The sequence below is a fragment of the Kribbella sp. NPDC050820 genome, from assembly GCF_040653975.1.
GTDB lineage: Bacteria > Actinomycetota > Actinomycetes > Propionibacteriales > Kribbellaceae > Kribbella.
On sequence record NZ_JBFAHB010000007.1, the window covers coordinates 134,310 to 155,619 of the forward strand.

Consider the following 21,310-nt stretch of genomic DNA (forward strand, 5'->3'; position numbering starts at 1 on the left):
CGGGTGGATGAGGCTGTGCGGGGTAATCGGGTGGCTTGGGAGACGGCGTCTCAGAAGCACATTCGGGAGTACGACGAACTGCTCGAGGAGGCGCTGAGTGGGCCGCGGCTGTTCGAGCGGGAAGCTGAGCTGCTGCAGCCGTTGCTCGATCGCCGGCCGACGGTTGTGCACTTTCAGAGTGGGCATGGGCTCGACGACGTGGCCTTGGTGAACGCGGGGGCCGATCGGGTCGTCGGAGTGGATTACAGCTCGGTGGCTGCAGGGGCGGCTCAGCGGCGGGCGGTCGAGCTGGGGGTGAGTTGCCGGTACGTCGTCGCCGAAGTCCCCGGCGTACCGGTGCAGGACGGTTGCGCGGATCTCGTCTACACCGGCAAGGGTGCGCTGATCTGGATGCGCGACATCGACGCGTGGGCACAGGACGTGGCGCGAGTACTGCGACCAGGCGGCCACCTGTTCGTCTACGAGGCGCACCCGGCCGTGCCGTTGTGGACGTGGGACGAGGACGAGCCGCGGATCCGCCCGGACCGCAGCTACTTCGCCGAGTCGCACATCAACGACACGTTCCCCGCCAACGGCGCACGCGAATGGCAGTGGAACCTCGGCCACATCGTCACGGCCGTCACTGCTGCCGGCCTCCGCCTCGAAACCCTCGAGGAGTACGCCGAACCCTTCTGGCGACCCGCGGACGGACATGCCGCCGCTGCCTGGGCCGGCCGCCTCCCGAACGCCTACGCGCTGCTGGCCAGCCGCCCCTGAATCACCAGGTACTCCGCGGGCAGCACGGAGTCATAAGAGGCGAACAGCTCCACGAGATCGTCTCGAAGCTCCGGCCACCGATCACCCAACGCCGCCCGTGCCATCACGACCGGCCCGAACTTCGTCGCGTAGAACTCAGCCGCCGCTGCAGGCGAGGAATGCCGGATCACAGCCACCTCGCGGGCGAACCGTAGCGAGATTCCGGTGCCCTCGAACAGCTCGCGCACGTGGTCCTCATCGCCCCAGCCGAGCGGCGGATCGACGTACGACGGATCCGGCGGGAAGTATCCGCCGACGACCCGGAAGAAGTCACCGATCGCGCCGGACGCGGTCCACGTGCACACCCCCATCCGCCCGTCCGGCCGTAGTACCCGGGCGATCTCGTCGGCGACCACCTCGTGCCTTGGCGCCAACATGCAGCCGAAGGTGGACAGCACCACATCGAAGCTCCGAGCCGGGTAAGGCAGCTCCTCCGCATCGCCCTCGACCCACGAGATGTCCAGACCAGATGCCCGTTCCCGAGCCGTCGCGAGCATCGCCGGAGTCAGGTCGAGCCCGGTCACCCGCGCCCCGGCACGAGCCGCCGGGATCGTCGCATTCCCTGTCCCACAAGCGACATCGAGCACATCCTCGCCGGACTGCACGTCCACGGCCTGCACCAGCCGCTCACCGACGACGTACAGACCCTCCTGACGCATCATCGCGTCGTAGTCCCCGGTCGCCCAGGTCGTCCGCACCGATTCCTTGTACTCCGCCAACTGCTGCATGGCACCCAGGATCGGCGCACCACGACCCCACCGCGTCGCCCGGAGCAGCCAACTCCGGACATGGCCTGCTCAGGCCATCAACCCCAGCTGGGTAGCGCGAGAGACGGCCGCCGCCCGGGTCGAGCAGCCCAACCGCGCATAGATGTTGGCCACATGCCGATGCACCGTGTGCTCGCTGATCACCAGCCGAGCCGCGATCTCCCGGTCGCCCAGCCCGGCCGCCACCAGACGCAGTACCGCTACCTGCCGCGTGGTGAGCGTCCCACCGCGGGGCACTCGAGCCAGCTCCGCCCGAGCGCGATCGACGTCGTACGGCGCCAGGTACAACTCGCACGCGTCCTCGAAGCAAACATTCGCCGCCCCGTGCTCGCCGAGAGCAGCCGCATACAGGCCTTCCAGAAAGCGCGCCGCCGCCCGCAGCGGCCGCGTCCCCACCGTCAGCGCGATCCTGCGGAACTCCTCGAGATGCACGCCGGCCGCCTCGACCTCCCCCAGCGCAGTCTCCGCCCGGACGAGCAACTCGAGCGGCCACGCGCGATCGACGGACCCCTCAGCCGGCAGCTGCCGCAGTACCCGCTCCAGCACGGCCCGCGCGGCCGCCGGATCGCCGCGGTCCAGACTCAGCTCAGCCAGCCCGCGCTTCGCCAACGGATGCCACGGCACGTCGTTGAACAGAGACTCGGCCTCCACCAGCCGCCCCTGCCGCCTGCGCAGCTCACCGAGCCGCACGACGGCCTCGGCCCGCCAGTACGGCCGGTTGGCCGTCAGATCCTGCTGCGCTCCGGCCAGCTCCTCCTCCGCCTCGCTCTCCCGTCCGTACCAACCGAGGATCGCGGCGTAGTGCGCCCGGCAGACCCCGTGGACGAACCGCGCCTCCATCCGCCGGCTGAACTCCTCCACCTGCCGGCACCACTGCGCGCCGCGCTCGTAGTCGCGAACCTCCTCACACACCTGCATCAACCGGCAGCACGTCCACGCAGCCGGCGCGAGGTTCTCGTACTCACCGCCGAGCGCAGCCGCCGTCGCCTCGTCGAGGCACCGCATCCCCTGTTCGACGGCGCCCTCGGTCACCAGCGCAACGCCTTCGGTCGCGAGGCTGAACATCTCCAGATCCACAGCCCGATGCCGTCGCCCGATCTCCTCAGCCTGTACGGCGAGCTGCCGCGCCCGACCGGTCTCCTGCCGGCCGAGCGCGGCGTTTGCATCGAACACCGTGAGCCAGCCGCGCTCCGGACAGTCCAAGTCGCCGAGCAACCGCGCGGCCCGGTTGAACCAGCCCTCAGCCACCGCCCCGGCACCGTGGAACTCGTTCTGGTCGTCACCGAGCCACAAGGCCATCCGAGCCGCGCCCCGTACGTCATCGGCCTTCCGGTACAGCCGATACGCCTGCTCACGCGCCTGCAGACAAGCAGCCACGTCCTCCAACCACCAGTTGGCCCAGCTCAGCCCTTCGTACGCCTCAGCAGTAGCCGCAGCCTCGATCGCGCGCCCGAACTGCAGCCGAGCGTCCGGCCAGGCGCCCCGCGACAGGGCGGCCCGGCCGGCCTCGACGGCGTCGTCGTACACGCGTCCCACGCTGCCATGGAACCAATCGGCGCACTACAGGTAAGCCAGCAGCGTGGCCTCCTCATGGTCCAGGTGGGCGTTCAGAGCATCGATCAGCCGATCCACTTGCGAGACGAGGTCAGGCGATGGATCGGACAGCTGCTTCTCCAGCTCCTCCAGGAGTACGGCGATCCGGTCGTGCTCGGACTGCAGTACGGCGATGGTGTCGGCCAGCTCGGGATGCTGGTCGGCCAGAGCCGGGAACAGGCCAAGGGACTCGCCGGTGTGATGGTTGTGCAGCCCCTGGCAGACGGTCAGGCAGTTGATCCGGAGCTGGGCGCCGAGGCCGGCTGTGCCCGAGGTGGCGACCTCCTTGCGGATCAACTCGAGCTCGCGGCGGAACACCATGTGGATGCTCTTCAAGAACTCGCCCACCGTGCCTGTGAACGTGGGCGGGCCGGGTGGCTGGACCAGTGCCACGACCGGGATGGTCCGGGTCGTTCGCTCCTGGTACTCACCCCACCCGGCGTCGGCCTCGACGAGCCGGGCGAACACCTCGTCGCGCTCGGCGTCGCGCAGTACGACGGCCGTCGCCGGGTAGGTGAACAGGCCGGTCTCGACGGTGGCCTCGGGGTTGGCGACCACGTTGTGGTACCAGTCCGGATGCTTGGGTCCGCCGCCGGCCGAGCCGACGACGAGGACGCGGTCCCCGTCCGGGTAGTACCCGAGGATCGCGGTGTGTTGCTTGCCCGAGCGAGCGCCAGTGGTCGTCAGCAGCAGGTACCTGCCGTCGCCGATCTGGCCGGCGTTCGCGCGGAAGCTCTCGATGATTTCGTTCAGGATTCGCTTCTCTCTCGATGGTTTCGGGCATGCGGAAATGACCTTGTCAGCAAGGAGAAACGAGGGCGGGCCGCGAGCGGCCGCACCGGCGCTCAGAAGGCAGCCGGGAACCCGACTCGTGAATGGCCCCGAAGGACCGACCCGGCAGTCACGCCCTGAATCCTAACCGCAGACCGGGCTCTTCACGAGGCGCGGCGGGCATAGGCGTCGACGTACTCCTGCTGCGAGTGGCCTCCGCCACGGCCTGGCCACCTTCCGCACCCAGTCGAGCCCTCGACCTCCTCGGAACAGAAGACGTCCCCTCGTGCAGGAGATCATCCGCGCCCACCTTCGCCAGATCACGCTATGTAACGAACACCCGTCCCAGGACGATGGAACGGTCGGCAGCCCAGTTCTGAGGGGGGCAGGGGGCCGCGATTCGCCGCGTCGACGCCGTGGTGGAAGTCCGGGCTGACCATCGGTGGCGCCGCGTTCGTCGTCGGCGCCGCGGTCGGTGCGGTCACCGTCAACGGTGGCACCACCTCGTCGTCGGTTGCCAGTTCGACCCCGACCGTCACGGTCAGCGTTCCGACGGAGACTGCTACTGGGCTCGATTGAAGAACACCAGTGGAGACTTCGAGGCGATTCTTGCCAACGGCAACGGAGCCAACCAGGTCGTCACGATCAAGAAGTCGGACAAGGCGTTCGAGAGCGCACGATGTGCGCCGTGGACCAAAGTGCGCTGACCGTCAGCTAGTTCCGCGTCAAGCAATGTTGTGGTCGTAACTGTACGAGGCGAGATCGAGCTGTCCTGCCGCCTGTACGGGTTGGCCGGGCTGGTGGGGAGTTCTGCGCCCCTGAAGCGACCAGCCGGACTCTCCGGTCGTGTGGAGGGGCCCATCGGACAGGTAGTGCACCTGCGGGACGCCGTACACTCCGATGCGCTCACGCTCAACCGCACTGCCCGCGCAGTGACACCACCTGTCCGTCTGTCCACCAACCCATCGCGGCGCCACCCGAGGCCGCTGCCCCCTCACCGGCTGACCCCGCCAGCGCTTGGCAACGCCGCGGCGACAGCCTCGACCTATCTGGATGCGGCACTAGCGCGCAGAGCGTCGTACACGTCTCGGACGTAGTAGGTATCTGCGAGGGCGTCGTGGATGGTGTAGTCGGCTTGGTCGACTCCGACGGCGGCGGACATGGCGGCGACGTCGGCGGTTGGTTCGGCGTTGGTGCGGGCGATGAGTTGGCTGATGATGCAGACGAGGCGGAAGTCCCAGGGGACGTCGGCGGCCTCGGCAGCGACCAGGCCGTTGCGGTGCATGAGGTGGAGGACGTCGGTCGCGTCCATCCAGGGTGCTGCGCCGACCCAGAGCGGCTGGTCGGCAGTGAGGTCGACCATGAGCTCGCCGGCCTCGCGGCCGGAGCAGACGTTCTCGGCGGAGTCGTTCAGGGAAGGATGGCGGCGGAAGCGGCTGACCTCCAGGGCCTGCTCGGTCGAGGTCGACAGGTCGAGCTCGTCGAGGCGGATGAACCGGTTGTACGCCGTCTCGCGCCCGTCGTCCTCGCGGCGGATGACGGCCAACTGCCAGATCTGTCGCCCGCCGGGCAGCCAGGGCTCGCGCACACTCGTGGTTTCCAGGTCGACGAAGACGATCGGCATGCCGACGAGTATTCCGGCGATCAGATCAGTTCGTAGTTCAGATCGGTGAGTACGCCGAAGTGGTCGCTGAGCCAGGTGTTGTCGACGGGGGCGTCACCGACGAGTTCGGTGTGCTGGATGTGGGCGCGGGCGTCTGGGTGGGCGTGAGTGGAGCCGACGAAGATGTAGTCGATGCGGCGGCGGTGGCGGGGCTGGCCGATCAGGTGGTCGATCTCCTCGGCGGCCAGCGGGTTCGCGACGGTCCAGGTGAAGCCGAGGCCTTGGCCGGCGACGGCCCAGGCGTCGTGGTAGTGCGTGCTGCGCCCGCGGAGGGCCTGCAGGCCGGCCAGGAAGCGGATGCCGGCCGACTTCGGTGTCGCGTTCAGGTCGCCGGCGATGATCGAGGGCAACCGGAACCGATGCAGCTCGTCGACCTCGACCGCCGCGATCAACTGCTGCTCCCGGGCCGCTGCCTGATCGAGCCGCCACGGCGTCGACGGGTGGATGAACAGCAACTCACCCAACTCGGGTACGTCGACCGCCGCCGCCAGCGTCCACCAATGGTCGTCCGATCCCGCTTCCGGGCGGTGCTCCGCCACGTCGACGACGCGATGCGGCCACCGGGACGCGAATACCGAACCGTGCCGCCAACGGGACACCAGCACCTCGGACTGGTGCGTCGTGTGGGTCAGCCCGGTGCCCTCGATCAACTGACCGAGTTGGGGATCGCAGACCTCCTGCAACGCCACCAGGTCCGGCTCGAGCCGCCGGAGCTCGGCGTTGATCAGCTCGGTACGGCGGGGGTCGCCGGCGTCGTGCTGGACGTTCAGGGTGAGCACGCGGATCCGCATGCTCTCTTTAGTTCCCCAGCGAGGGTCCGCCTACCCACCGTCGCCCGACGGCCGCGAAACGTCGTACGAAAGCGGCATTTCGCAGGAACGCGCAGAAATCCTCCGGAAAGTCGCCCAGAAATCCGGACGAATGATGTAACGACGGCCACACTGTGCCGATAAAAGGGTGAGCGACCCGGCGGGGGGAACCGAGTGGGAAGCTCCGGTGTTTCTTCGGGACCACCGCGTGTTGTGGGGGGCCTCGCAGGTGCTCACCCGGGGCGGGGTGAGCACCTGTACGAGGTTTCTGCCCTCCACCGCCCCGAGCGGGGGCGGTTGCTACCTCTCTCTCCCCGCCCCGAGCGAAGCGAGGGGCGGTTGCTTTTCAGCCCTTGATGCCGACGTTGGCCATTCCTTCGATGAACCGCTTCTGCGCGAACACGAACAGCACGATCATCGGCAGCGCGGCCAGCGCCGTACCCGCCATCAGGTAGGGCCACTGGATGTCGTCCGGATTCTGCGCGAAGATCGCCAGCCCGAGCTGCAGCGGCCGCATCGAGTCCGATGTGGTGATCATCAACGGCCACAGGAACCCGTTCCAGGCCGCCTCGATCTGGAACACGCAGATGGTGATCAGGGCCGGCTTGATCAGCGGCGTCATGATCCGCCAGAAGATGCCGAACTCACCGAGCCCGTCGACCCGGGCCGCCTGCGCCAGCTCGTCCGGCAGCGAGACGAAGAACTGCCGGGCCAGGAAGGTGAACAGCGGCGCGGCGCCGAGCGGGATGATCAGGCCCCACCAGGAGTTCAGCCAGCCGATCCCGCCCTGGCCGAGGATGTTGTTGCCGCCGAACAGTGGGATCGACTTCACGATCAGGAACAGCGGCACCAGGATGATCTGGAACGGCACCAGCAGCAGCACGATGAAGTAGTTCAGCAGCGCCTTCGAGCCGCGCAGGGGCAGTTTCGCCAGCGCGTACCCGGCCGTCGTGCAGACCGCCAGCGTGAACAGCGTCTCACCGACCGCGATGAACAGGCTGTTGCGGAAGTATCGCAGGAACGGCGCGGTCTCCATCGCCTCGGTGAAGTTGCGCCAGCGCAGCTCGTTCGGCAGCCAGGAGAAGTCCATGATCTCCTGGTTGCTCTTCAGCGCGGTCAGCACCATCCAGACGAACGGCGTGATCATCAGGATCGAGCCGACCGTCAGTACGACGTACAACAGGATCCGGCCGACCCGGATCGACGACGGCTTCGGCGCGGCCGCGGGGCCGGCCACAGTCACGCTAGTCATTGGAATCCGCCTTCTGGAGCAGGCGCCCGACGCCGATGAACGCGGCGATCACGATCATCATGATCACCGTCTCGGCGGACGCGTAGCCGAGTTTCAGGTCCGTGAACGCGTTCTGGTAGATGTCCAGCACCAGCACCCGGGTCTCGGTGCCGGGGCCGCCCTGGGTCATCACGTAGACCAGGTCGAACACCTGGAAGGTGCCGACGATCGACGTGATCAGGACGAAGAACTGCACCGGGCCGAGCGCCGGCCAGGTCACGTTGGCGAACTTCTGCCAGCGGCCGGCGCCGTCGATCTCGGCCGACTCCAGCAGGTCCCGGGAGACGCCCTGCAACGCGGCCAGGTAGATGATGATCTTCGTGCCCAGGCCCTGCCAGACACCGATCACCATCAGCGACGGCAGCGCGGTCGCCGGGTCGGACAGCCACTGGGTGGGCGCGAAGCCGAACAGGCTGAGGAAGCCGTTCGCCAGGCCGGAGCCCGGGTTGTAGATCCACAACCAGACTGTGGCGATCGCGACCGTCGCGGTCACCGTCGGGATGTAGAACGCGGTCCGGAAGAAGCCGAGCGCCTTGATCTTCTGGTTCAGCCCGACCGCGACCGCGAGCGCGATCGCCATCGAGACCGGGATCACCACCAGCGCGTACAGCACGGTGTTCCACAGCGACGCCTGGAAGTCGACGTCGCGGAACAGGTCGGCGTAGTTGCCGAACCCGACCCAGGCCCAGGAGTCACCGAAGCTGTAGTCGGTGAGGCTGAGCACCAGGACGGCGATCACCGGGATCACGATGAAGACCCCGGAGTGCAGCAGCGCCGGGGACAGCAGGATCCAGCCGGCCCGGGCCTGGCCGCGGATCAGCGTCCGGCTGTCCTTGGCGGGTGCCACCTTCCGCGGAGTGCTGACCGCGGGACGTTCCAGAGTTGTACTCATCTGCTCTGCCCTGCCAGGTTGGCCAGCACCTTGGCGGGATCCTTCTGACCGAGGACCGCCTGGGTGAGCTGGATGTCGAAGTTGCCACGCATCTCGAGCCAGTTGGACGGCACCTCGTTCTCGTTGACCGCGTAGACGAGGCCGTCGGCGACGAACTGGCTCAACGGGTTCGACTTCGCCTGCGGCGAGTTGCTGGCGTCCTTGTAGGCCGGGATCTTGCGGTTCAGCTTGGCCAGCGCGTCCAGCGTGGTCGGCTTGGTCAGCGACTGGATGAAGGTCCAGGCCGCGTCCTTGTGCCGGCTGCGGGACCCGATCGACGCCAGGTCGCCACCGACGTACTCGATCTCCTTGCCGCTGTTGAAGCGGAAGAACTTGAGGTCGTCGCAGTTCTTCTTGCCGATGCCCTTCTCGGAGCAGTCGACCGCGCCGGTGACGATGCCCATCGCGGCCTTGCCGCTGAACACGAGCGCCGTCTGCGACGCGCTGCGCTCGCCGTACGGCTGGACGTTGTTGATCATCGACTTGATCCACAGCAGCGTGTCCAGGCCCTGCTGGTTGTCGAAGTTCGGCTCGCCGCCGACGTAGAGCGGTGTGCCGGTCGAGGCCAGGAAGGTGGTGAACGACTGCCGGAAACCGGTCGGCGAGGCGAGGTCGAACCCGCTGCGGGTGATCGCCCCGTTCGCGTCCCGCTTGGTCAGCTTCTCGGCCGCCACCTTGATGTCGGCCAGCGAGGTCGGCGGCTTGTCCGGGTCGAGGCCGGCCTCCCGGAACGCGCTCTTGCGCAGCGCGACCGCGCGGGCGTCGGCGAGCAGCGGGTAGGCGTACAGCTTGTTGTCGTACGTCGCCGCCGGGATCAGCGCGGCGACACTCTTCTCCCGGATGACGTCCGGCGTCACGCCGTACTTGCCCAGGTCGGCGAAGATCCGCTTCGAGGCGAACGGCTGGACCCAGCCGACACCGGTGACGATCACGTCGTACGGGATACCGGCCGCGATCGAGGTGGACAGCTTCTCGTTCAGGTTCGTGTACGTCGCGAAGTCCGGCTCGACCTTCATGTTCGGATAGGTCTTGCGGAAGTCGTCGACGACCTTCTGGAACTCCTCCCGGCCCTGCGTACTGGGCGGGAAGGACGGGATCAGTACCCGTAACGTCCCGGTGGCCTCGGCCGGCGGGACGCCGTCCGTGCTCTTGTCGATCACCCCGTTGCCACAACTGCTGACCAGCACGCTGAGCGCGGCCGCCAGCACGGTCAGTCCCACACCACGTCTCACAGGGGAGCTCCTTCGCTGCCGAACCCTGGGTTTTGCCCAAGTGCAGCGAAAGTATGGGAAAGGGCTTTCCTCGTCAATACCTGGACGCTCGAATGATCACTATCGATCAGTTCCGGAACAAAGCGATGCCCGGTTCCACGCTGCGCGCCGCCCCGCAGGAGGTCCGGATGTTGAGGTCGGGCAGCAGGCTGAGATGCTGCACCGGGCCTGGACCGGCCTGGAGCTTGCGCAACAGCAGCTCGCAGGCCATCTCACCGAGGGCGAACTTCGGCGGGCAGACAGCAGTCAGCGGTACGACGGCCAGCGCAGCCGTCACGTCGTTGTACGCGATGACGGCCAGGTCCTCGGGCACCCGCAGATCACGCTCCATCGCCCGCTCGACCAGCCGCGCACCGTGCTCGTCGGAGTGCACCAGCACCGCCCGGCTGCCGAACGACTCGCACTCGGCGAGGAACGCGTCGAGCTGAGCCACCGCGGCCGGATCCTCCCCATGCGCCGGCAGGTCCACCGGGGACAGGAACAGCTCGACGTCCAGCGTGGACGCGGCTGCCTCGATTCCACGCCGGAGCCAGTGCGCCGTCACCGTCGCCTGCAAGTTGATCGCGACCCGCCGGTGCCCGAGTCCGACGAAGTGCCGCAGGGCGAGCATGGCGCCGTACGCGTGGTCGGTGCGGACGTGGTCGTACTCGCGCGCCACCTGCGGGAACCCGAACGCCCGCTCCATCAGCACCACCGGCACGTCGATCTCGTCCAGCCGGGAGCCGAGCCGGTCCGCGTCGCCGTCGCCGAGCGCGGTGCTGATCAGCAACCCGGCCACCCCGACCCCGAGCACCCGGTCGATCCGTTCGCGCTCCTTGTCGGCGTCGTACCCGGAGACTCCGAGCACCAGGCGGGAGCCGTACCGGTCGGCCATCGCCTCGGCGCCACGGATCACGTCGGAGTAGTACGACGCCGCGCTCGGTACGACGATGCCGATCGTCAACTGGCTGCCGTGCCCGGCCCGGCCCTCCGGGCTGGCGCCGATCGCGCCACCGTGCACGCGGCGGAGCAGGCCGGCGGAGTCCAGCTCCGCGAGGTCCCGGCGTACTGTGATCGCGGAGACGCCGAGCTCGGCGGCCAGCTCGGCCACCCGGAGCCGGCCGTGCCGCCGCAGGCTCCGCAGGATCAGCTCGTGGCGCTCCGGTGCAAGCATGCAGTCCCCTTGCTGTGTCCCAGTGATCCCGCGCAGTGATCTGGCGCGTGATTGAACGTGATCATACGATCAACGCAGCCCGCGCGGAACGAGGAGGCAAATCAGTGGAAGGTGCCGGCCGGACCAACGCCGTCCTGGCGAAGCTGACGATGATCGGCGACCTGCTCCTGCTGCAGCTGGTCTTCCTGGTCCTGAGCGTCGGCATCGTCACGCTGTTCCCGGCGGCGTTCGCGATGCAGCGGGTGGTCCCGGACGCGATCAGCCAGGACCGCCCGGCGCTGATGAGGCGGTTCTTCCAGCAGTTCCGCTGGGCGTTCAGGCGGTTCTGGCTGCTCGGGCTGGGGCTGTACTTCGGCGGGATCGCGCTCGCCTTCGGCCTGGCGTTCTGGGCCTACAGCGACGGCGCGATGCGGATCTTCGCGCTGGCCGTGCTGATCCCGCTGACCGGGATGATCGCCGGCCTGTACCTGAGCGCGCTCGCCGTCCTGCCCGAAGCCGGTGACGAGACGACCACGAAGAGCCTGTTCCGGTCCGCGAACCTGTTCCTGCTCCGCCGGTCGCTGCCGGTCGCCGGCGGGGTGGTCGCGCTGTTCACCTGGTTCGCGCTGGTGTCGCAGGTCGTGACCCTGTTCGTGGTCGGATCCGGCCTGGTCCCGGCGCTGATCGCGTACTGGATGTCGAGGCCGTCCAGAAAAACTTCGGAGGACGTGTCAATCTGAGCGGTCCTGGTCCGACGTAAGGGTGTAAGGCCCCCTTCGGACCAAGGAGAGAAACCGGAATGTACGCGACGACCGAAACCCTGGCGACGACGCCGGCCGCGCAGGGCGGCCGCTCGCGCTGGCTGGCCCTCTACACGCTGTGCGCGGGCATGTTGATGATCGTGCTCGACGTCACCGTGGTGAACGTGGCCCTGCCGGCCATCCAGGACGACCTCGGCTTCACCAGCTCCTCCCTCGCGTGGGTGGTGAACGCCTACCTGATCGCCTTCGGCGGCCTGCTGCTGCTGGCCGGCCGGCTCGGCGACCTCCTCGGCCGCCGGAACGTCTTCGTCGGCGGACTGATCGTCTTCACCGCCGCCTCGGTGCTGTGCGGGCTCGCGCAGAGCCAGGAGGTGCTGGTGATCGCCCGCTTCGTCCAGGGTGTCGGCGGCGCGCTGACCTCCGCGGTGATCCTGGGCATGATCGTGACCCTGTTCCCCGAGCCGCGCGAGCAGGCCAAGGCGATCGGCGTCTACGCCTTCGTCGCGTCGGCCGGCGGTTCGATCGGCCTGCTTGCGGGCGGTGTCCTGACCCAGGCGATCAACTGGCACTGGATCTTCTTCGTCAACCTGCCGATCGGCGCGCTGACCGCCGTCCTGGCCGTCCGCCTGATCGACAAGGACAGGGGGCTGGGGCTCGGCCGCGGCACCGACGTGCCGGGCGCCGTACTGATCACCGCGGCGCTGATGGTCGGCGTCTTCACCATCGTCAAGCCGGCCGCCGAAGAGGGCTGGACCGCACCGCGGACGCTGGTGCTCGGCCTGGTCACCGTCGTCCTGCTGGCTGCCTTCATCGTCCGTGAGGCCACCGCCGCCAACCCGCTGGTGCCGCTGCGGATCTTCCGCTCCCGCAACCTGACCGGCGCGAACCTGGTCCAGGCGCTGACCGGCTCCGGGATGTTCGGCATCTTCTTCCTCGGCTCGCTCTACCTGCAGCGAGTGCTCGGGTACGACGCTCTGGAGATCGGACTGGCGTTCCTGCCGACGACCGTGGTGATGGGCCTGCTGTCGGTGCGGTACTCGGACAAGCTGGTGATGCGGTTCGGTCCGCGCCGCCCGCTGATCGCCGGACTGGTGCTGATCGTGGCCGGGCTGGTCCTGTTCACCCAGGCGCCGGTCGGTGGCAACTACTTCGTCCACGTGCTGCCCGTCCTGGTTCTGCTGGGCCTCGGCGCCGGCGTCTGCTTCCCGGCGCTGATGGGGCTGTCGATGGCAGACGTGAAGCCCCAGGACGCGGGGCTGGCCTCCGGGCTGATCGGCACCACCGCCCAGGTCGGCGCTGCCCTGGGCCTGGCGGTCCTGGCCACGCTGTCCGCCACCCGCACCGCCGGACTGGAGGTCGCGGGCAAGGCTTCGCTGGACGCGCTGACCTCCGGCTACCACCTGTCCTTCGCGATCGCAGCGGTCATCGTGGCCGCGGCAGTGGTGATCGCCTGCACCCTGATGCGCCCGGCAAAGCAGCCGGTTGAGGTCGCTCCCGAGGAAGTTGCTCTGGAAGCAGCCTGACGAAGTACGGCGACCTCCCCACACCGCGGGTATGGGGAGGTCGTCACCAACTCCCCCCGCACCGAATTGTCTTTGCCTTTATTTGCGGTGTCTGGCGTGCGTCTCCGCGTACCACTGCCACCAGGCCAGGCCGCGGCGGCGGGCGCCGATGGTCAGCAACAGCATGGCAAGCAGGAGAAGGGCCAACCCACCACCGGCCAGGCCGAGGCCCAGCCGGTAGGTGTTCTTGTCGGCGACCCACTTCTCCGCGTCGACGAGGGCCAGCGCCTTCGCCGGTTCGGACTGGCGGTAGACGATGTGCAGCGGCGAGGCGTAGCGAGTGCCGGCGGCGGGCGTCTGCACACCTTCCGCCATCCCCTGGCGATCGTCCTCGATGTGGTCGAGCGTAGTCCGGATCCGGTCCACGCCACCGGCCGTGAAGTCGACGCGCACCTCGCTGATCGCCGGCCGGCCCGCGCCACCGGTGACCTCGACCTGGACCGAGTCGGCCACCGTCTCGATCCCGTTGTCGAGCAGCTCACGGCTGAGCCGCTGCCGGGACGAGACGTCGACCAGCACCAGGACGCCGAGCACGATCAGGACGACCGCGGGCAGCGCGATCCACGTCGGCCACCGACCCCGGGACTCGTTCTCCCGGCTCATCGGCGTACCGCCGCATCGAACTGCGCCATGTGTTCCTCCCAGGCCGTGGCGTGATCATTGCACGGAAGATGTCCACAGGCTGGGGTATCGGGTTTCGGAGTGGGGGGTGGGATGGGGAAGGATATGGGCCACGCGGGTGCGGGTCGCCCGGGCAGGTTGTCGGTAGAGGGGAATCGGACAGTGGTGGTGCAGTCGGTCGAGCAGCGGATCGCCAGCGAGCTGGAGGTCGGCGAGAACCAGGTGCGGGCAGCGGTGGCGCTGCTCGACGAGGGGTCGACGGTTCCGTTCATCGCGCGGTACCGCAAAGAGGTCACCGGGATGCTCGACGACGCGCAGCTGCGCACGCTCGAGGAACGCCTGCGGTACCTCCGCGAGCTCGAGGAGCGCCGGCAGACGGTGCTCGAGTCGATCGAGAGCCAGGGCAAGCTGGACGACGCGCTGAAGGAGCAGATCCTTGCCGCCGACACCAAGTCGCGGCTCGAGGACATCTACCTTCCGTTCAAGCCCAAACGCCGTACCAAGGCGATGATCGCCCGCGAGGCCGGGCTCGAGCCGCTCGCCGACGGGCTGCTCGCCGACCCGGACGTCGAGCCGTTCGCGGCCGCCGCGGTGTTCGTCAACACCGAGGCCGGCGTGGCCGACCCGCAGGCGGCGCTGGACGGGGCGCGCGCGATCCTGGTCGAGCGCTTCGCGGAGAACGCCGACCTGATCGGCGAGCTGCGCGAGCGGCTGTGGACGCAGGGCCGGCTCGCCTCGGCGGTCCGGGAGGGCAAGGAGACCGACGGCGCGAAGTTCTCGGACTACTTCGACTTCGACGAGCCGTTCACCAAGATGCCGTCGCACCGGATCCTGGCCATGTTCCGCGGCGAGAAGGAGGACGTGCTCACGCTGACCGTCGAGCCGCTCCCGGCCGGCGTCGAGCCCGACGGCCCGACCGAGTACGAGACGACCATCGCCCGCGCCCACGGCATCGAGAACCAGGGCCGCGCCGCGGACAAGTGGCTGGTCGAGACGGTCCGCTGGGCCTGGCGGACGAAGATCCTGGTGCACCTGGGCATCGACCTGCGGATGCGGCTGCGGCAGGTCGCCGAGGACGAGGCGATCCGGGTGTTCGCGGCCAACCTGCGCGACCTGCTGCTCGCCGCCCCGGCCGGAACCCGGGCGACGATGGGCCTGGACCCGGGTTTCCGGACCGGCGTGAAGGTCGCCGTGGTGGACGCCACCGGCAAGGTGGTCAACACCGGCGTCATCTACCCGCACGTCCCGCAGAACCAGTGGGACAAGTCGATCGCCACCCTGGCTGCGCTAGCCGCCGCGCACAACGTCGAGCTGATTGCCATCGGCAACGGGACGGCGTCGCGCGAGACCGACAAGCTGGCCGCCGAGCTGATCGCCAAGCACCCCGAGCTCAAGCTGACCAAGGCAGTCGTCTCCGAGGCCGGCGCCTCGGTCTACTCGGCGTCCGCGTTCGCCTCCCAGGAGCTGCCCGGGATGGACGTGTCGCTGCGCGGCGCGGTCTCGATCGCCCGCCGGCTGCAGGACCCGCTGGCCGAGCTGGTGAAGATCGACCCGAAGTCGATCGGTGTCGGCCAGTACCAGCACGACCTCGCCGAGAACGCCTTGTCCCGCTCGCTCGACGCCGTCGTCGAGGACTGTGTGAACGCGGTCGGCGTCGACCTGAACACGGCGTCCGCGCCGCTGCTGACCCGGGTCTCCGGGATCACCCAGGGGCTGGCCGACAACATCGTCCAGCACCGCGACGTCAACGGCCCGTTCAAGTCCCGCACGGCGCTGAAGGAGGTGGCGCGGCTCGGGCCGAAGGCGTTCGAGCAGGCGGCCGGCTTCCTCCGGATCCCCGACGGCGACGACCCGCTGGACGCCTCCAGCGTGCACCCGGAGGCCTACCCGGTGGTCCGCCGGATCCTGGACGCGACCGGCTCGGACGTGAAGGCGCTGATCGGGTCCGCGGAGCTGAAGCGGCTCAAGGCGGCGGACTTCGTCGACGACATGTTCGGCCTGCCGACGGTGACCGACATCCTGGCCGAACTGGAGAAGCCGGGCCGGGACCCGCGGCCCGCGTTCAAGACCGCGGTGTTCGCCGAGGGTGTGGACAAGATCGCCGACCTGAAGCCGGGGATGCGGCTGGAGGGCCAGGTCACCAACGTCGCCGCGTTCGGGGCGTTCATCGACATCGGTGTGCACCAGGACGGGCTGGCGCACGTGTCGGCGCTGTCGAAGAACTTCGTCAAGGATCCGCGCGAGGTCGTCAAGCCCGGTGACATCGTCAAGGTGAAGGTGCTCGAGGTCGACATCCCGCGGAAACGGATCTCGCTGACCCTGCGGCTCGACGACGAGCCCGGCGCCGGCGGGGGTCGCCCGGGTGACCGTGGCGCGCGCGGCGGCAACCAAGGTGGCCAGGGCAACCAGGGCAACCAGGGCGGTCGAGGCCAGGGCGGTCGCGGGCCCGGCGGTCAAGGCGGTCGCGGTCAGGGTGGCCGGGGTTCCGGTGGTCAGGGCCGCGGCGGGCGTGGGCAGGGCGGTCAAGGTGGCCGCGGCGGCTCGCAGCAGGAGACGCCGATGGACGAGACCTCGCTCGCCGACGCGTTCCGGAAGGCGGGCTTCACCGTCCGTTGATGTCGACGGGTGGCGGTCGGTTCCGACGTACCAGCTGAAACTCGCTGTCAAGGAGGAGTGCTGATGCGGGATCTGGTCGTCACCCAGAACATCACCGTGGACGGTTGCGTCGAGGCGGGTGACTGGTTCGACCCGGGCGGCGGCGGGCAGGACCTGCTCGACGTGCTGAACGAGCAGGCGGCGCGGGCGGACGGGTTCCTGACCGGGCGGCTGACGTTCGAGTCGATGCGCGAGTTCTGGCCGCAGCAGACCGACGACACGACCGGGGTCACGGCGTACCTGAACCAGGCGCACAAGTACGTCGTCTCGACCACGCTGCAGGATCCCGGCTGGGAGCCGACCACGATCCTGCGCGACCTGGACGACGTACGGCGGATCAAGACCGAGTCGGGCCGGGACATCGTCTGCACCGGCAGCATCAGCCTCGCGCACGCACTCATCGCCGCCGACCTCGTCGACGAGTACCGACTGTTCGTCTACCCGACCGTGCTCGCCACCGGCCGGCGCCTCTTCCCCGACGGGACGCCACAGTCCCTACAGCTGACTGACATGCAGTCCTTCGACTCGGGCATCGTCCTGCTGATCTACCGGCCCGCCAGCTCGTAGCCGGCCGCCTCGACCGCCGCCCGGACGGCAGCCGGCTCCAGCTCGCGTTCGCTCACCACTGTGACCAGTTCGGTGGGCAGGTCGACGCTCACCGACTCGACCCCGGGCAGCGCCTCGAGCTCCTCGGTCACGAAGCGAACGCAGTGCCCGCAACTCATCCCGAGCACACGGAACTCCTGGGTGCTCATCGCTCGCTCACGTCCCGCGTCGCCTGCGTCGTACGGCGGATCCGCCCGTCCGGCGCCACCTCGCCGAAGAGATACACCTCGGTAGAGATCGTCCGTCCCCGCCGCAGCTCCGCGTGCACCGTGAAACGCGCGGCCAACTGGTCATCCGATCGCAGCGCCTCATGCACGTCGTACTTCCAGGCCACGAGGTTCTTCTGCACCGGTCGCAGGTGATCGATCAGCCGCTGCCGATCCAACGTCACGCCGTCGGCGACCTGCTCGACCTCCGGCGTGTAGTACCGATCCACGATCGCCCCGGCGTCGCCGCCCGCGACGATCTCCCGGGTGAACGAGTCGAAGAAGTCGGCGACGTACTCCCGCGCACTTAAGTCTGACATGCTGTCAAAGCTAACCCCGTCCGCTAACCTTGACAAGGTGTCAAAGGAAGAGCCGGTACGGCGACGACGGCGCAGAGCGGACGCGGACCGGAGCCGGGGCGCAGTGCTGGCCGCCGCGATCACGCTGCTGGACGAGCGGATCGACGCCAGCATGGAGAGCGTCGCAGCGACAGCAGGGGTCACGCGCCAGACGGTGTACGCGCACTTCCCGTCTCGCGACGTACTTCTGAACGCAGTCGTCGACGAGCTCACCCGCGAGACCATGGCGGCGATCGACGCGCTCGACCTCGACCACGGACCGGCGTTGGACGGAGTGCTGGCGTTGCTCGACGTGGGCTGGCGTGGATTCGAGCAGCACCCGCTGCTCCTGCACCTACCGCTGTCGCTGGAACAGGACGAACGCCACGAACCAGTGTCCGACCGACTCGAACAACTGATCCGCCGCGGTCAACGCACCAACGAAATCACCCGCGACCTCCCGGTCACCTGGCTGATCCCAGCCCTAATCGCCCTCGGCCACACAGCAGGCGATGCAGCAGGCGCCAACCGCCTGCCGCCGAGGAAGGCCGCAGCGGCCCTCCGCACCAGCGTCACCCGCTTGCTGGCTCCGTAAGACCGCGCGGCGATCAGCGGAGGTCGGTGAGGTGGCCTCCGGGGTCGCCTAGGTGGACGGCGGTGGCCTTGGGGGCGTAGCCGAGGCGGCGGTAGATGCGGTCGGCGCCGTCGTCGCCGGGGGTCAGCCAGGCGAGGGTGGCGCCGGCGAGGGTGAAGGCGTGGTGGGTGGCGTAGGCCGTGGCGATTGCGCCGAGACCGCGGCGGCGGTGGGTGTGGATGGTGCCGACGCCGGCGACCTCGGTGACGGCGTCCGCGACTGCGGTCCACGAGGCGCTCGCGGCGGCCACGCCGTCGACGCGGACGAGAACGGTACCGCCGTCGGCCGGATCGCCATGCCGACCGAACTCGGCGCCGGGCATGTCGTACGCGTCGGCGGACACCGTGTTCGCCTCGGCATGAGCCTCGTCGGTCGTGGTCACCTCGACGGTGACGCCGTCCGCGAGCTCCGGAAGCTGCAGGTCGGCCGGCTCGACCACGAGCAGCGGCGGACGGGAGACGACTGTCATCCCCTGCGCCTCGAGGGCCTCGGCCAGGCCCGGATTGGCCTCGTCGACGAGCTCGGCGCTGAGCCAGCGCCCTTCGGCCGCGAACGCCTGGCGGACGGTCGCAATCGCCCACGGAACCTCGTCCGGGTCGAACGGTTTGCCGGGTTCGGCCGCGAGCATCGAGGACAGGTACCAGGCGTCACTCTCGTGCAACAGCCCCACCAAAGGCCCGGCCACCACCTGACGCTTCGACCTCGACAATCCGGCCAGCTGAGCCGCGGCGATCCGCGCACCGATCTCCATACTCCGGACCATACGGTGCGCGCACCGCACGACTCGACTGGTTATCCCCGATCGGCGAGCAGCAGCAGGTCCAGCAGACGGTCGAGATCGGCGCCTGAGGGCGAGCGACCGAGTACGACGGCCAGCGAGTCGAGCGTCCCGATCAGACCGGCCCGGACCGCGGCACGCGGGCGGGACTGAGCTGCCGCGACGGCGGCGATCACCCGAGCAGCTCGGGGGGACGCGCCCACGAGGTCCAGGCCGATCGAGGACGGCGGCGCCGGTTCGTCAGGACCGATGCGCACCTCCAGGTGGGCGCCGAGGGCAGTGGCGAGCCGGTCGAGAGCAGAGACGGTCGGGTTGCCGCGCCCGTTCTCGAGGTTGGCGATGTAGGGCACGGACAGACCGGCGTCGACGGCGACCGACGCGATCGTGCGGCCGGCGGCCTTGCGGCGCTCACGCAGTACTTCACCCAGTTCCACGCCGACACTCTATTTCCACAGAACACTCTTGCCAAGATCTATCTCGTCAGGATAGCTTCCCGAATCGTGAGGAACCGCGACTTCCGCCGGCTGTGGATCGGCAACGGCATCTCCGGGATCGGCTCCTGGCTGCTGATCGTCGCGATCCCGTTCCACGTCTACGACCTGACCGGATCGCCGGTGGCGACCGGGCTGGCGCTCGGCTTGGAGGCGCTCCCGGCCCTGCTCATCGGGCCGTGGGCCGGCGTCCTGCTCGACCGGTGCGACCTGGTCCGGGCGATGTGGATCGCCGACCTGGTCAGCGCGGCCGCCGTCGGGCTGATCCTGCTCGCCGACACCGACCGGATCTGGCCGATCTACCTCGCCATCCTGATCGAGAGTACGGCGACCACCGTCTTCCGGCCGGCCTCCCGGGCCCTGCTCCCCGCAGTCGTTGGCACCGGCAACGAACTGGCGGCGGCGAACTCCCTGAACGCCTTCACCGGCAGCGCGATCCGGCTCGCCGCACCACCGCTCGGCGCCCTCCTGCTCGCCGGTCCGGGGATCGAGTTCGTCCTCGCCGTCGACATCGTCAGCTACTTGTTGTCCGCGGCAATCATCGCGACCGTCCGCACCCGCCGGCACGCGACCACCGAGCGTTTCGACAGCCCGCTCGCCGGCTTCCGGTATGTCGCCGGACACCGCGCACTGCGTGGGGTCCTACTCGGCCAAACGGTCTTCCTGACCGCGAACGCCGGCCTGACCGCCCTGCTCGTTCCCTTCACCGTCGACCGCCTGCACGCCCCCGGCTACGTGCTCGGCTACCTGATCTCCGGCCTCGGCGCGGGTTACCTGATCGGCGCCGCACTCAGCACGAAAGCCCCTACCTGGTTGAAGATTCGCGACCTGCTCGTCGTCACCCAGCTCGCCAACGCAGTCGGCTACTTCGCCCTCTTCAACTCGCCCAGCGTCCCGTGGGCGATCGCAGCCGCGGCCCTCATCGGACTCCCCGGCAGCATCTTGCTGATCACGGCCGAGACCGCCATCCAGCGCACCGCGCCGGCCGGCATGTTGGGCCGCGTCGGAGCGCTCTTCTTCGCCGCCGACTCCCTCGCCCTCCTCGTCGGCGCGCTCGCCGCCCCCGCGTTGACGTTGGCCCTCGGGCTACCCCTGACGCTCAACGTGCTCGCTGGGTTCGCCGTCCTCGCGGGGGCTCTGACGTTGGTCGCCGTACCTGGTCATCCGGCGAACTTCACACGGACGCCGCTGCCGCGTCGTACCTAGCCCGGGCGGCGGCGATCTCGGACTGGTGCGTCTCGGTCCAGGTGACCAGGGACTGGATGGTGGCGTGCAGGGTGACGCCGAGCGGGGTGAGCTCGTAGTCGACCCGCGGCGGCACGACCGGGTGCACGGTCCGGCTGACCAGTCCGTCGCGCTCGAGTTGGCGAAGCGTCACCGTGAGCATCCGCTGGCTGATCCCGTCGATCGTCTTCTTCAGCTCGGTGAACCGCATCGACTCGTTGTCCAGCAGCGCGATCACCAGCAGGGACCACTTGTCGCCGATCCGGTCCAGGATCTGCCGGACGTCGCAGTCCTCCCGGGTGTCCCACTGGAACGCCTCTTCGTTGCAGCAGGAGTAACTCGGTTCCTTTGAAGTGCCTTCTTCCACAACTCCAGATGGTTCCTGATGATGGGGTCAGTTACAAGAGGTAA

23 protein-coding genes are annotated in these 21,310 nt (G+C 68.8%); 8 read left to right on the plus strand and 15 right to left on the minus strand.

Translation table 11 applies throughout. The annotated features are described in order from the left end of the window. The first annotated feature begins 3 nt into the window (after positions 1-3). The gene (locus tag AB0H36_RS09360; RefSeq protein ID WP_360519201.1) at positions 4-756 is read left to right on the plus strand and encodes a class I SAM-dependent methyltransferase; all 753 of its coding nucleotides are present in this window, start codon (positions 4-6) and stop codon (positions 754-756) included. On the opposite strand, the gene AB0H36_RS09365 is transcribed toward AB0H36_RS09360, so the two are convergent. The 3 genes from AB0H36_RS09365 to AB0H36_RS09375 all read right to left on the minus strand — a co-directional run bounded on the left by AB0H36_RS09365 (position 729) and on the right by AB0H36_RS09375 (position 4,004). After that, a complete protein-coding gene (locus AB0H36_RS09365) occupies positions 729-1,523 on the minus strand; it encodes a class I SAM-dependent methyltransferase (protein ID WP_360519204.1) in 795 nt (264 codons plus the stop codon). The genes AB0H36_RS09360 and AB0H36_RS09365 overlap by 28 nt on opposite strands. A 69-nt stretch (positions 1,524-1,592) precedes the next feature. After that, positions 1,593-3,098 carry a LuxR C-terminal-related transcriptional regulator gene (locus AB0H36_RS09370; RefSeq protein WP_360519207.1) on the minus strand — a complete coding sequence of 502 codons (1,506 nt, stop codon included), beginning with the start codon at positions 3,096-3,098 and terminating at the stop codon, positions 1,593-1,595. 24 nt (positions 3,099-3,122) lie between these two features. Continuing rightward, complete coding sequence (locus tag AB0H36_RS09375) at positions 3,123-4,004, minus strand: nitroreductase/quinone reductase family protein (protein ID WP_360519421.1); 882 nt, start codon at positions 4,002-4,004, stop codon at positions 3,123-3,125. 497 nt (positions 4,005-4,501) lie between these two features. On the opposite strand from AB0H36_RS09375, the gene AB0H36_RS09380 reads away from it, so the two are divergent. Further along, a complete protein-coding gene (locus AB0H36_RS09380) occupies positions 4,502-4,633 on the plus strand; it encodes a hypothetical protein (RefSeq protein ID WP_360519210.1) in 132 nt (43 codons plus the stop codon). A gap of 338 nt (positions 4,634-4,971) precedes the next feature. Here the strand turns inward: AB0H36_RS09380 and AB0H36_RS09385 are convergent, their stop codons facing one another. From AB0H36_RS09385 to AB0H36_RS09410, 6 genes are all read right to left on the minus strand, one after another. Beyond that, positions 4,972-5,550, minus strand: a complete 579-nt coding sequence (locus AB0H36_RS09385; RefSeq protein ID WP_360519213.1) for a hypothetical protein — start codon at positions 5,548-5,550, stop codon at positions 4,972-4,974. A 20-nt stretch (positions 5,551-5,570) separates the two neighbouring features. Next, positions 5,571-6,380, minus strand: coding sequence for an endonuclease/exonuclease/phosphatase family protein (locus tag AB0H36_RS09390; RefSeq protein ID WP_360519216.1), 810 nt, complete (start codon positions 6,378-6,380; stop codon positions 5,571-5,573). A gap of 364 nt (positions 6,381-6,744) precedes the next feature. Beyond that, the gene (locus tag AB0H36_RS09395; protein ID WP_360519219.1) at positions 6,745-7,650 is read right to left on the minus strand and encodes a carbohydrate ABC transporter permease; all 906 of its coding nucleotides are present in this window, start codon (positions 7,648-7,650) and stop codon (positions 6,745-6,747) included. Then, on the minus strand, positions 7,643-8,581 hold the full coding sequence (locus AB0H36_RS09400; protein WP_360519222.1) for a sugar ABC transporter permease: 939 nt from the start codon (positions 8,579-8,581) through the stop codon (positions 7,643-7,645). The genes AB0H36_RS09395 and AB0H36_RS09400 overlap by 8 nt, the downstream gene beginning before the upstream one ends. After that, on the minus strand, positions 8,578-9,852 hold the full coding sequence (locus AB0H36_RS09405; RefSeq protein ID WP_360519225.1) for an extracellular solute-binding protein: 1,275 nt from the start codon (positions 9,850-9,852) through the stop codon (positions 8,578-8,580). The genes AB0H36_RS09400 and AB0H36_RS09405 overlap by 4 nt, the downstream gene beginning before the upstream one ends. Before the next feature lie 106 nt (positions 9,853-9,958). Then, entirely contained in the window at positions 9,959-11,044 is a 1,086-nt protein-coding gene (locus AB0H36_RS09410; RefSeq protein ID WP_360519228.1) for a LacI family DNA-binding transcriptional regulator, read from the minus strand. 104 nt (positions 11,045-11,148) lie between these two features. Here AB0H36_RS09410 and AB0H36_RS09415 point away from each other — a divergent pair, with 104 nt between their 5' ends. Together AB0H36_RS09415 and AB0H36_RS09420 are read left to right on the plus strand one after the other, a co-directional pair. Further along, positions 11,149-11,763 carry a DUF624 domain-containing protein gene (locus AB0H36_RS09415; RefSeq protein ID WP_360519231.1) on the plus strand — a complete coding sequence of 205 codons (615 nt, stop codon included), beginning with the start codon at positions 11,149-11,151 and terminating at the stop codon, positions 11,761-11,763. A gap of 59 nt (positions 11,764-11,822) precedes the next feature. Beyond that, positions 11,823-13,307 (plus strand): DHA2 family efflux MFS transporter permease subunit, encoded by a 1,485-nt coding sequence (locus tag AB0H36_RS09420; RefSeq protein WP_360519234.1) that lies wholly within the window; start codon positions 11,823-11,825, stop codon positions 13,305-13,307. 78 nt (positions 13,308-13,385) lie between these two features. On the opposite strand, the gene AB0H36_RS09425 is transcribed toward AB0H36_RS09420, so the two are convergent. Next, positions 13,386-13,949, minus strand: a complete 564-nt coding sequence (locus AB0H36_RS09425) for a hypothetical protein (protein WP_360519237.1) — start codon at positions 13,947-13,949, stop codon at positions 13,386-13,388. Between the two features lie 180 nt (positions 13,950-14,129). On the opposite strand from AB0H36_RS09425, the gene AB0H36_RS09430 reads away from it, so the two are divergent. Next, complete coding sequence (locus tag AB0H36_RS09430) at positions 14,130-16,583, plus strand: Tex family protein (RefSeq protein ID WP_360519240.1); 2,454 nt, start codon at positions 14,130-14,132, stop codon at positions 16,581-16,583. Between the two features lie 63 nt (positions 16,584-16,646). Next, positions 16,647-17,189: a dihydrofolate reductase family protein gene (locus AB0H36_RS09435; RefSeq protein ID WP_360519243.1), complete on the plus strand. Its 543-nt coding sequence runs from the start codon at positions 16,647-16,649 to the stop codon at positions 17,187-17,189. On the opposite strand, the gene AB0H36_RS09440 is transcribed toward AB0H36_RS09435, so the two are convergent. Together AB0H36_RS09440 and AB0H36_RS09445 are read right to left on the minus strand one after the other, a co-directional pair. Then, positions 17,168-17,377: a heavy metal-associated domain-containing protein gene (locus tag AB0H36_RS09440; protein WP_360519246.1), complete on the minus strand. Its 210-nt coding sequence runs from the start codon at positions 17,375-17,377 to the stop codon at positions 17,168-17,170. The two genes, AB0H36_RS09435 and AB0H36_RS09440, sit on opposite strands and share 22 nt — an antisense overlap. Continuing rightward, positions 17,374-17,754 (minus strand): nuclear transport factor 2 family protein, encoded by a 381-nt coding sequence (locus AB0H36_RS09445; RefSeq protein ID WP_360519249.1) that lies wholly within the window; start codon positions 17,752-17,754, stop codon positions 17,374-17,376. Before AB0H36_RS09445 ends, AB0H36_RS09440 begins: the two co-directional genes overlap by 4 nt. Positions 17,755-17,791: 37 nt before the next feature. Here AB0H36_RS09445 and AB0H36_RS09450 point away from each other — a divergent pair, with 37 nt between their 5' ends. Next, positions 17,792-18,367: a TetR/AcrR family transcriptional regulator gene (locus AB0H36_RS09450; RefSeq protein ID WP_360519252.1), complete on the plus strand. Its 576-nt coding sequence runs from the start codon at positions 17,792-17,794 to the stop codon at positions 18,365-18,367. Positions 18,368-18,380: 13 nt separating this feature from the next. Here the strand turns inward: AB0H36_RS09450 and AB0H36_RS09455 are convergent, their stop codons facing one another. Both AB0H36_RS09455 and AB0H36_RS09460 read right to left on the minus strand, forming a co-directional pair. Beyond that, a complete protein-coding gene (locus AB0H36_RS09455; protein WP_360519255.1) occupies positions 18,381-19,157 on the minus strand; it encodes a GNAT family N-acetyltransferase in 777 nt (258 codons plus the stop codon). A gap of 41 nt (positions 19,158-19,198) precedes the next feature. Continuing rightward, complete coding sequence (locus AB0H36_RS09460) at positions 19,199-19,618, minus strand: helix-turn-helix transcriptional regulator (protein WP_360519258.1); 420 nt, start codon at positions 19,616-19,618, stop codon at positions 19,199-19,201. 66 nt (positions 19,619-19,684) lie between these two features. Between AB0H36_RS09460 and AB0H36_RS09465 the strand changes: the two genes are divergently transcribed. Continuing rightward, a complete protein-coding gene (locus AB0H36_RS09465) occupies positions 19,685-20,881 on the plus strand; it encodes an MFS transporter (RefSeq protein ID WP_360519261.1) in 1,197 nt (398 codons plus the stop codon). Here the strand turns inward: AB0H36_RS09465 and AB0H36_RS09470 are convergent. Continuing rightward, positions 20,850-21,266, minus strand: coding sequence for a helix-turn-helix domain-containing protein (locus AB0H36_RS09470; RefSeq protein WP_360519264.1), 417 nt, complete (start codon positions 21,264-21,266; stop codon positions 20,850-20,852). The genes AB0H36_RS09465 and AB0H36_RS09470 overlap by 32 nt on opposite strands. Between the last annotated feature and the right edge of the window lie 44 nt (positions 21,267-21,310).

Excerpts from the sequence above, each read along its gene's own strand:
- AB0H36_RS09365 (WP_360519204.1), bottom strand. The coding sequence starts at position 1,523 with ATGCAGCAGTTGGCGGAGTACAAGGAATCGGTGCGGACGACCTGGGCG.
- AB0H36_RS09385 (WP_360519213.1), bottom strand. The coding sequence starts at position 5,550 with ATGCCGATCGTCTTCGTCGACCTGGAAACCACGAGTGTGCGCGAGCCC.
- AB0H36_RS09390 (WP_360519216.1), bottom strand. The coding sequence starts at position 6,380 with ATGCGGATCCGCGTGCTCACCCTGAACGTCCAGCACGACGCCGGCGAC.
- AB0H36_RS09395 (WP_360519219.1), bottom strand. The coding sequence starts at position 7,650 with ATGACTAGCGTGACTGTGGCCGGCCCCGCGGCCGCGCCGAAGCCGTCG.
- AB0H36_RS09400 (WP_360519222.1), bottom strand. The coding sequence starts at position 8,581 with ATGAGTACAACTCTGGAACGTCCCGCGGTCAGCACTCCGCGGAAGGTG.
- AB0H36_RS09410 (WP_360519228.1), bottom strand. The coding sequence starts at position 11,044 with ATGCTTGCACCGGAGCGCCACGAGCTGATCCTGCGGAGCCTGCGGCGG.
- AB0H36_RS09420 (WP_360519234.1), top strand. The coding sequence starts at position 11,823 with ATGTACGCGACGACCGAAACCCTGGCGACGACGCCGGCCGCGCAGGGC.
- AB0H36_RS09425 (WP_360519237.1), bottom strand. The coding sequence starts at position 13,949 with ATGAGCCGGGAGAACGAGTCCCGGGGTCGGTGGCCGACGTGGATCGCG.
- AB0H36_RS09435 (WP_360519243.1), top strand. The coding sequence starts at position 16,647 with ATGCGGGATCTGGTCGTCACCCAGAACATCACCGTGGACGGTTGCGTC.
- AB0H36_RS09440 (WP_360519246.1), bottom strand. The coding sequence starts at position 17,377 with ATGAGCACCCAGGAGTTCCGTGTGCTCGGGATGAGTTGCGGGCACTGC.
- AB0H36_RS09445 (WP_360519249.1), bottom strand. The coding sequence starts at position 17,754 with ATGTCAGACTTAAGTGCGCGGGAGTACGTCGCCGACTTCTTCGACTCG.
- AB0H36_RS09455 (WP_360519255.1), bottom strand. The coding sequence starts at position 19,157 with ATGGAGATCGGTGCGCGGATCGCCGCGGCTCAGCTGGCCGGATTGTCG.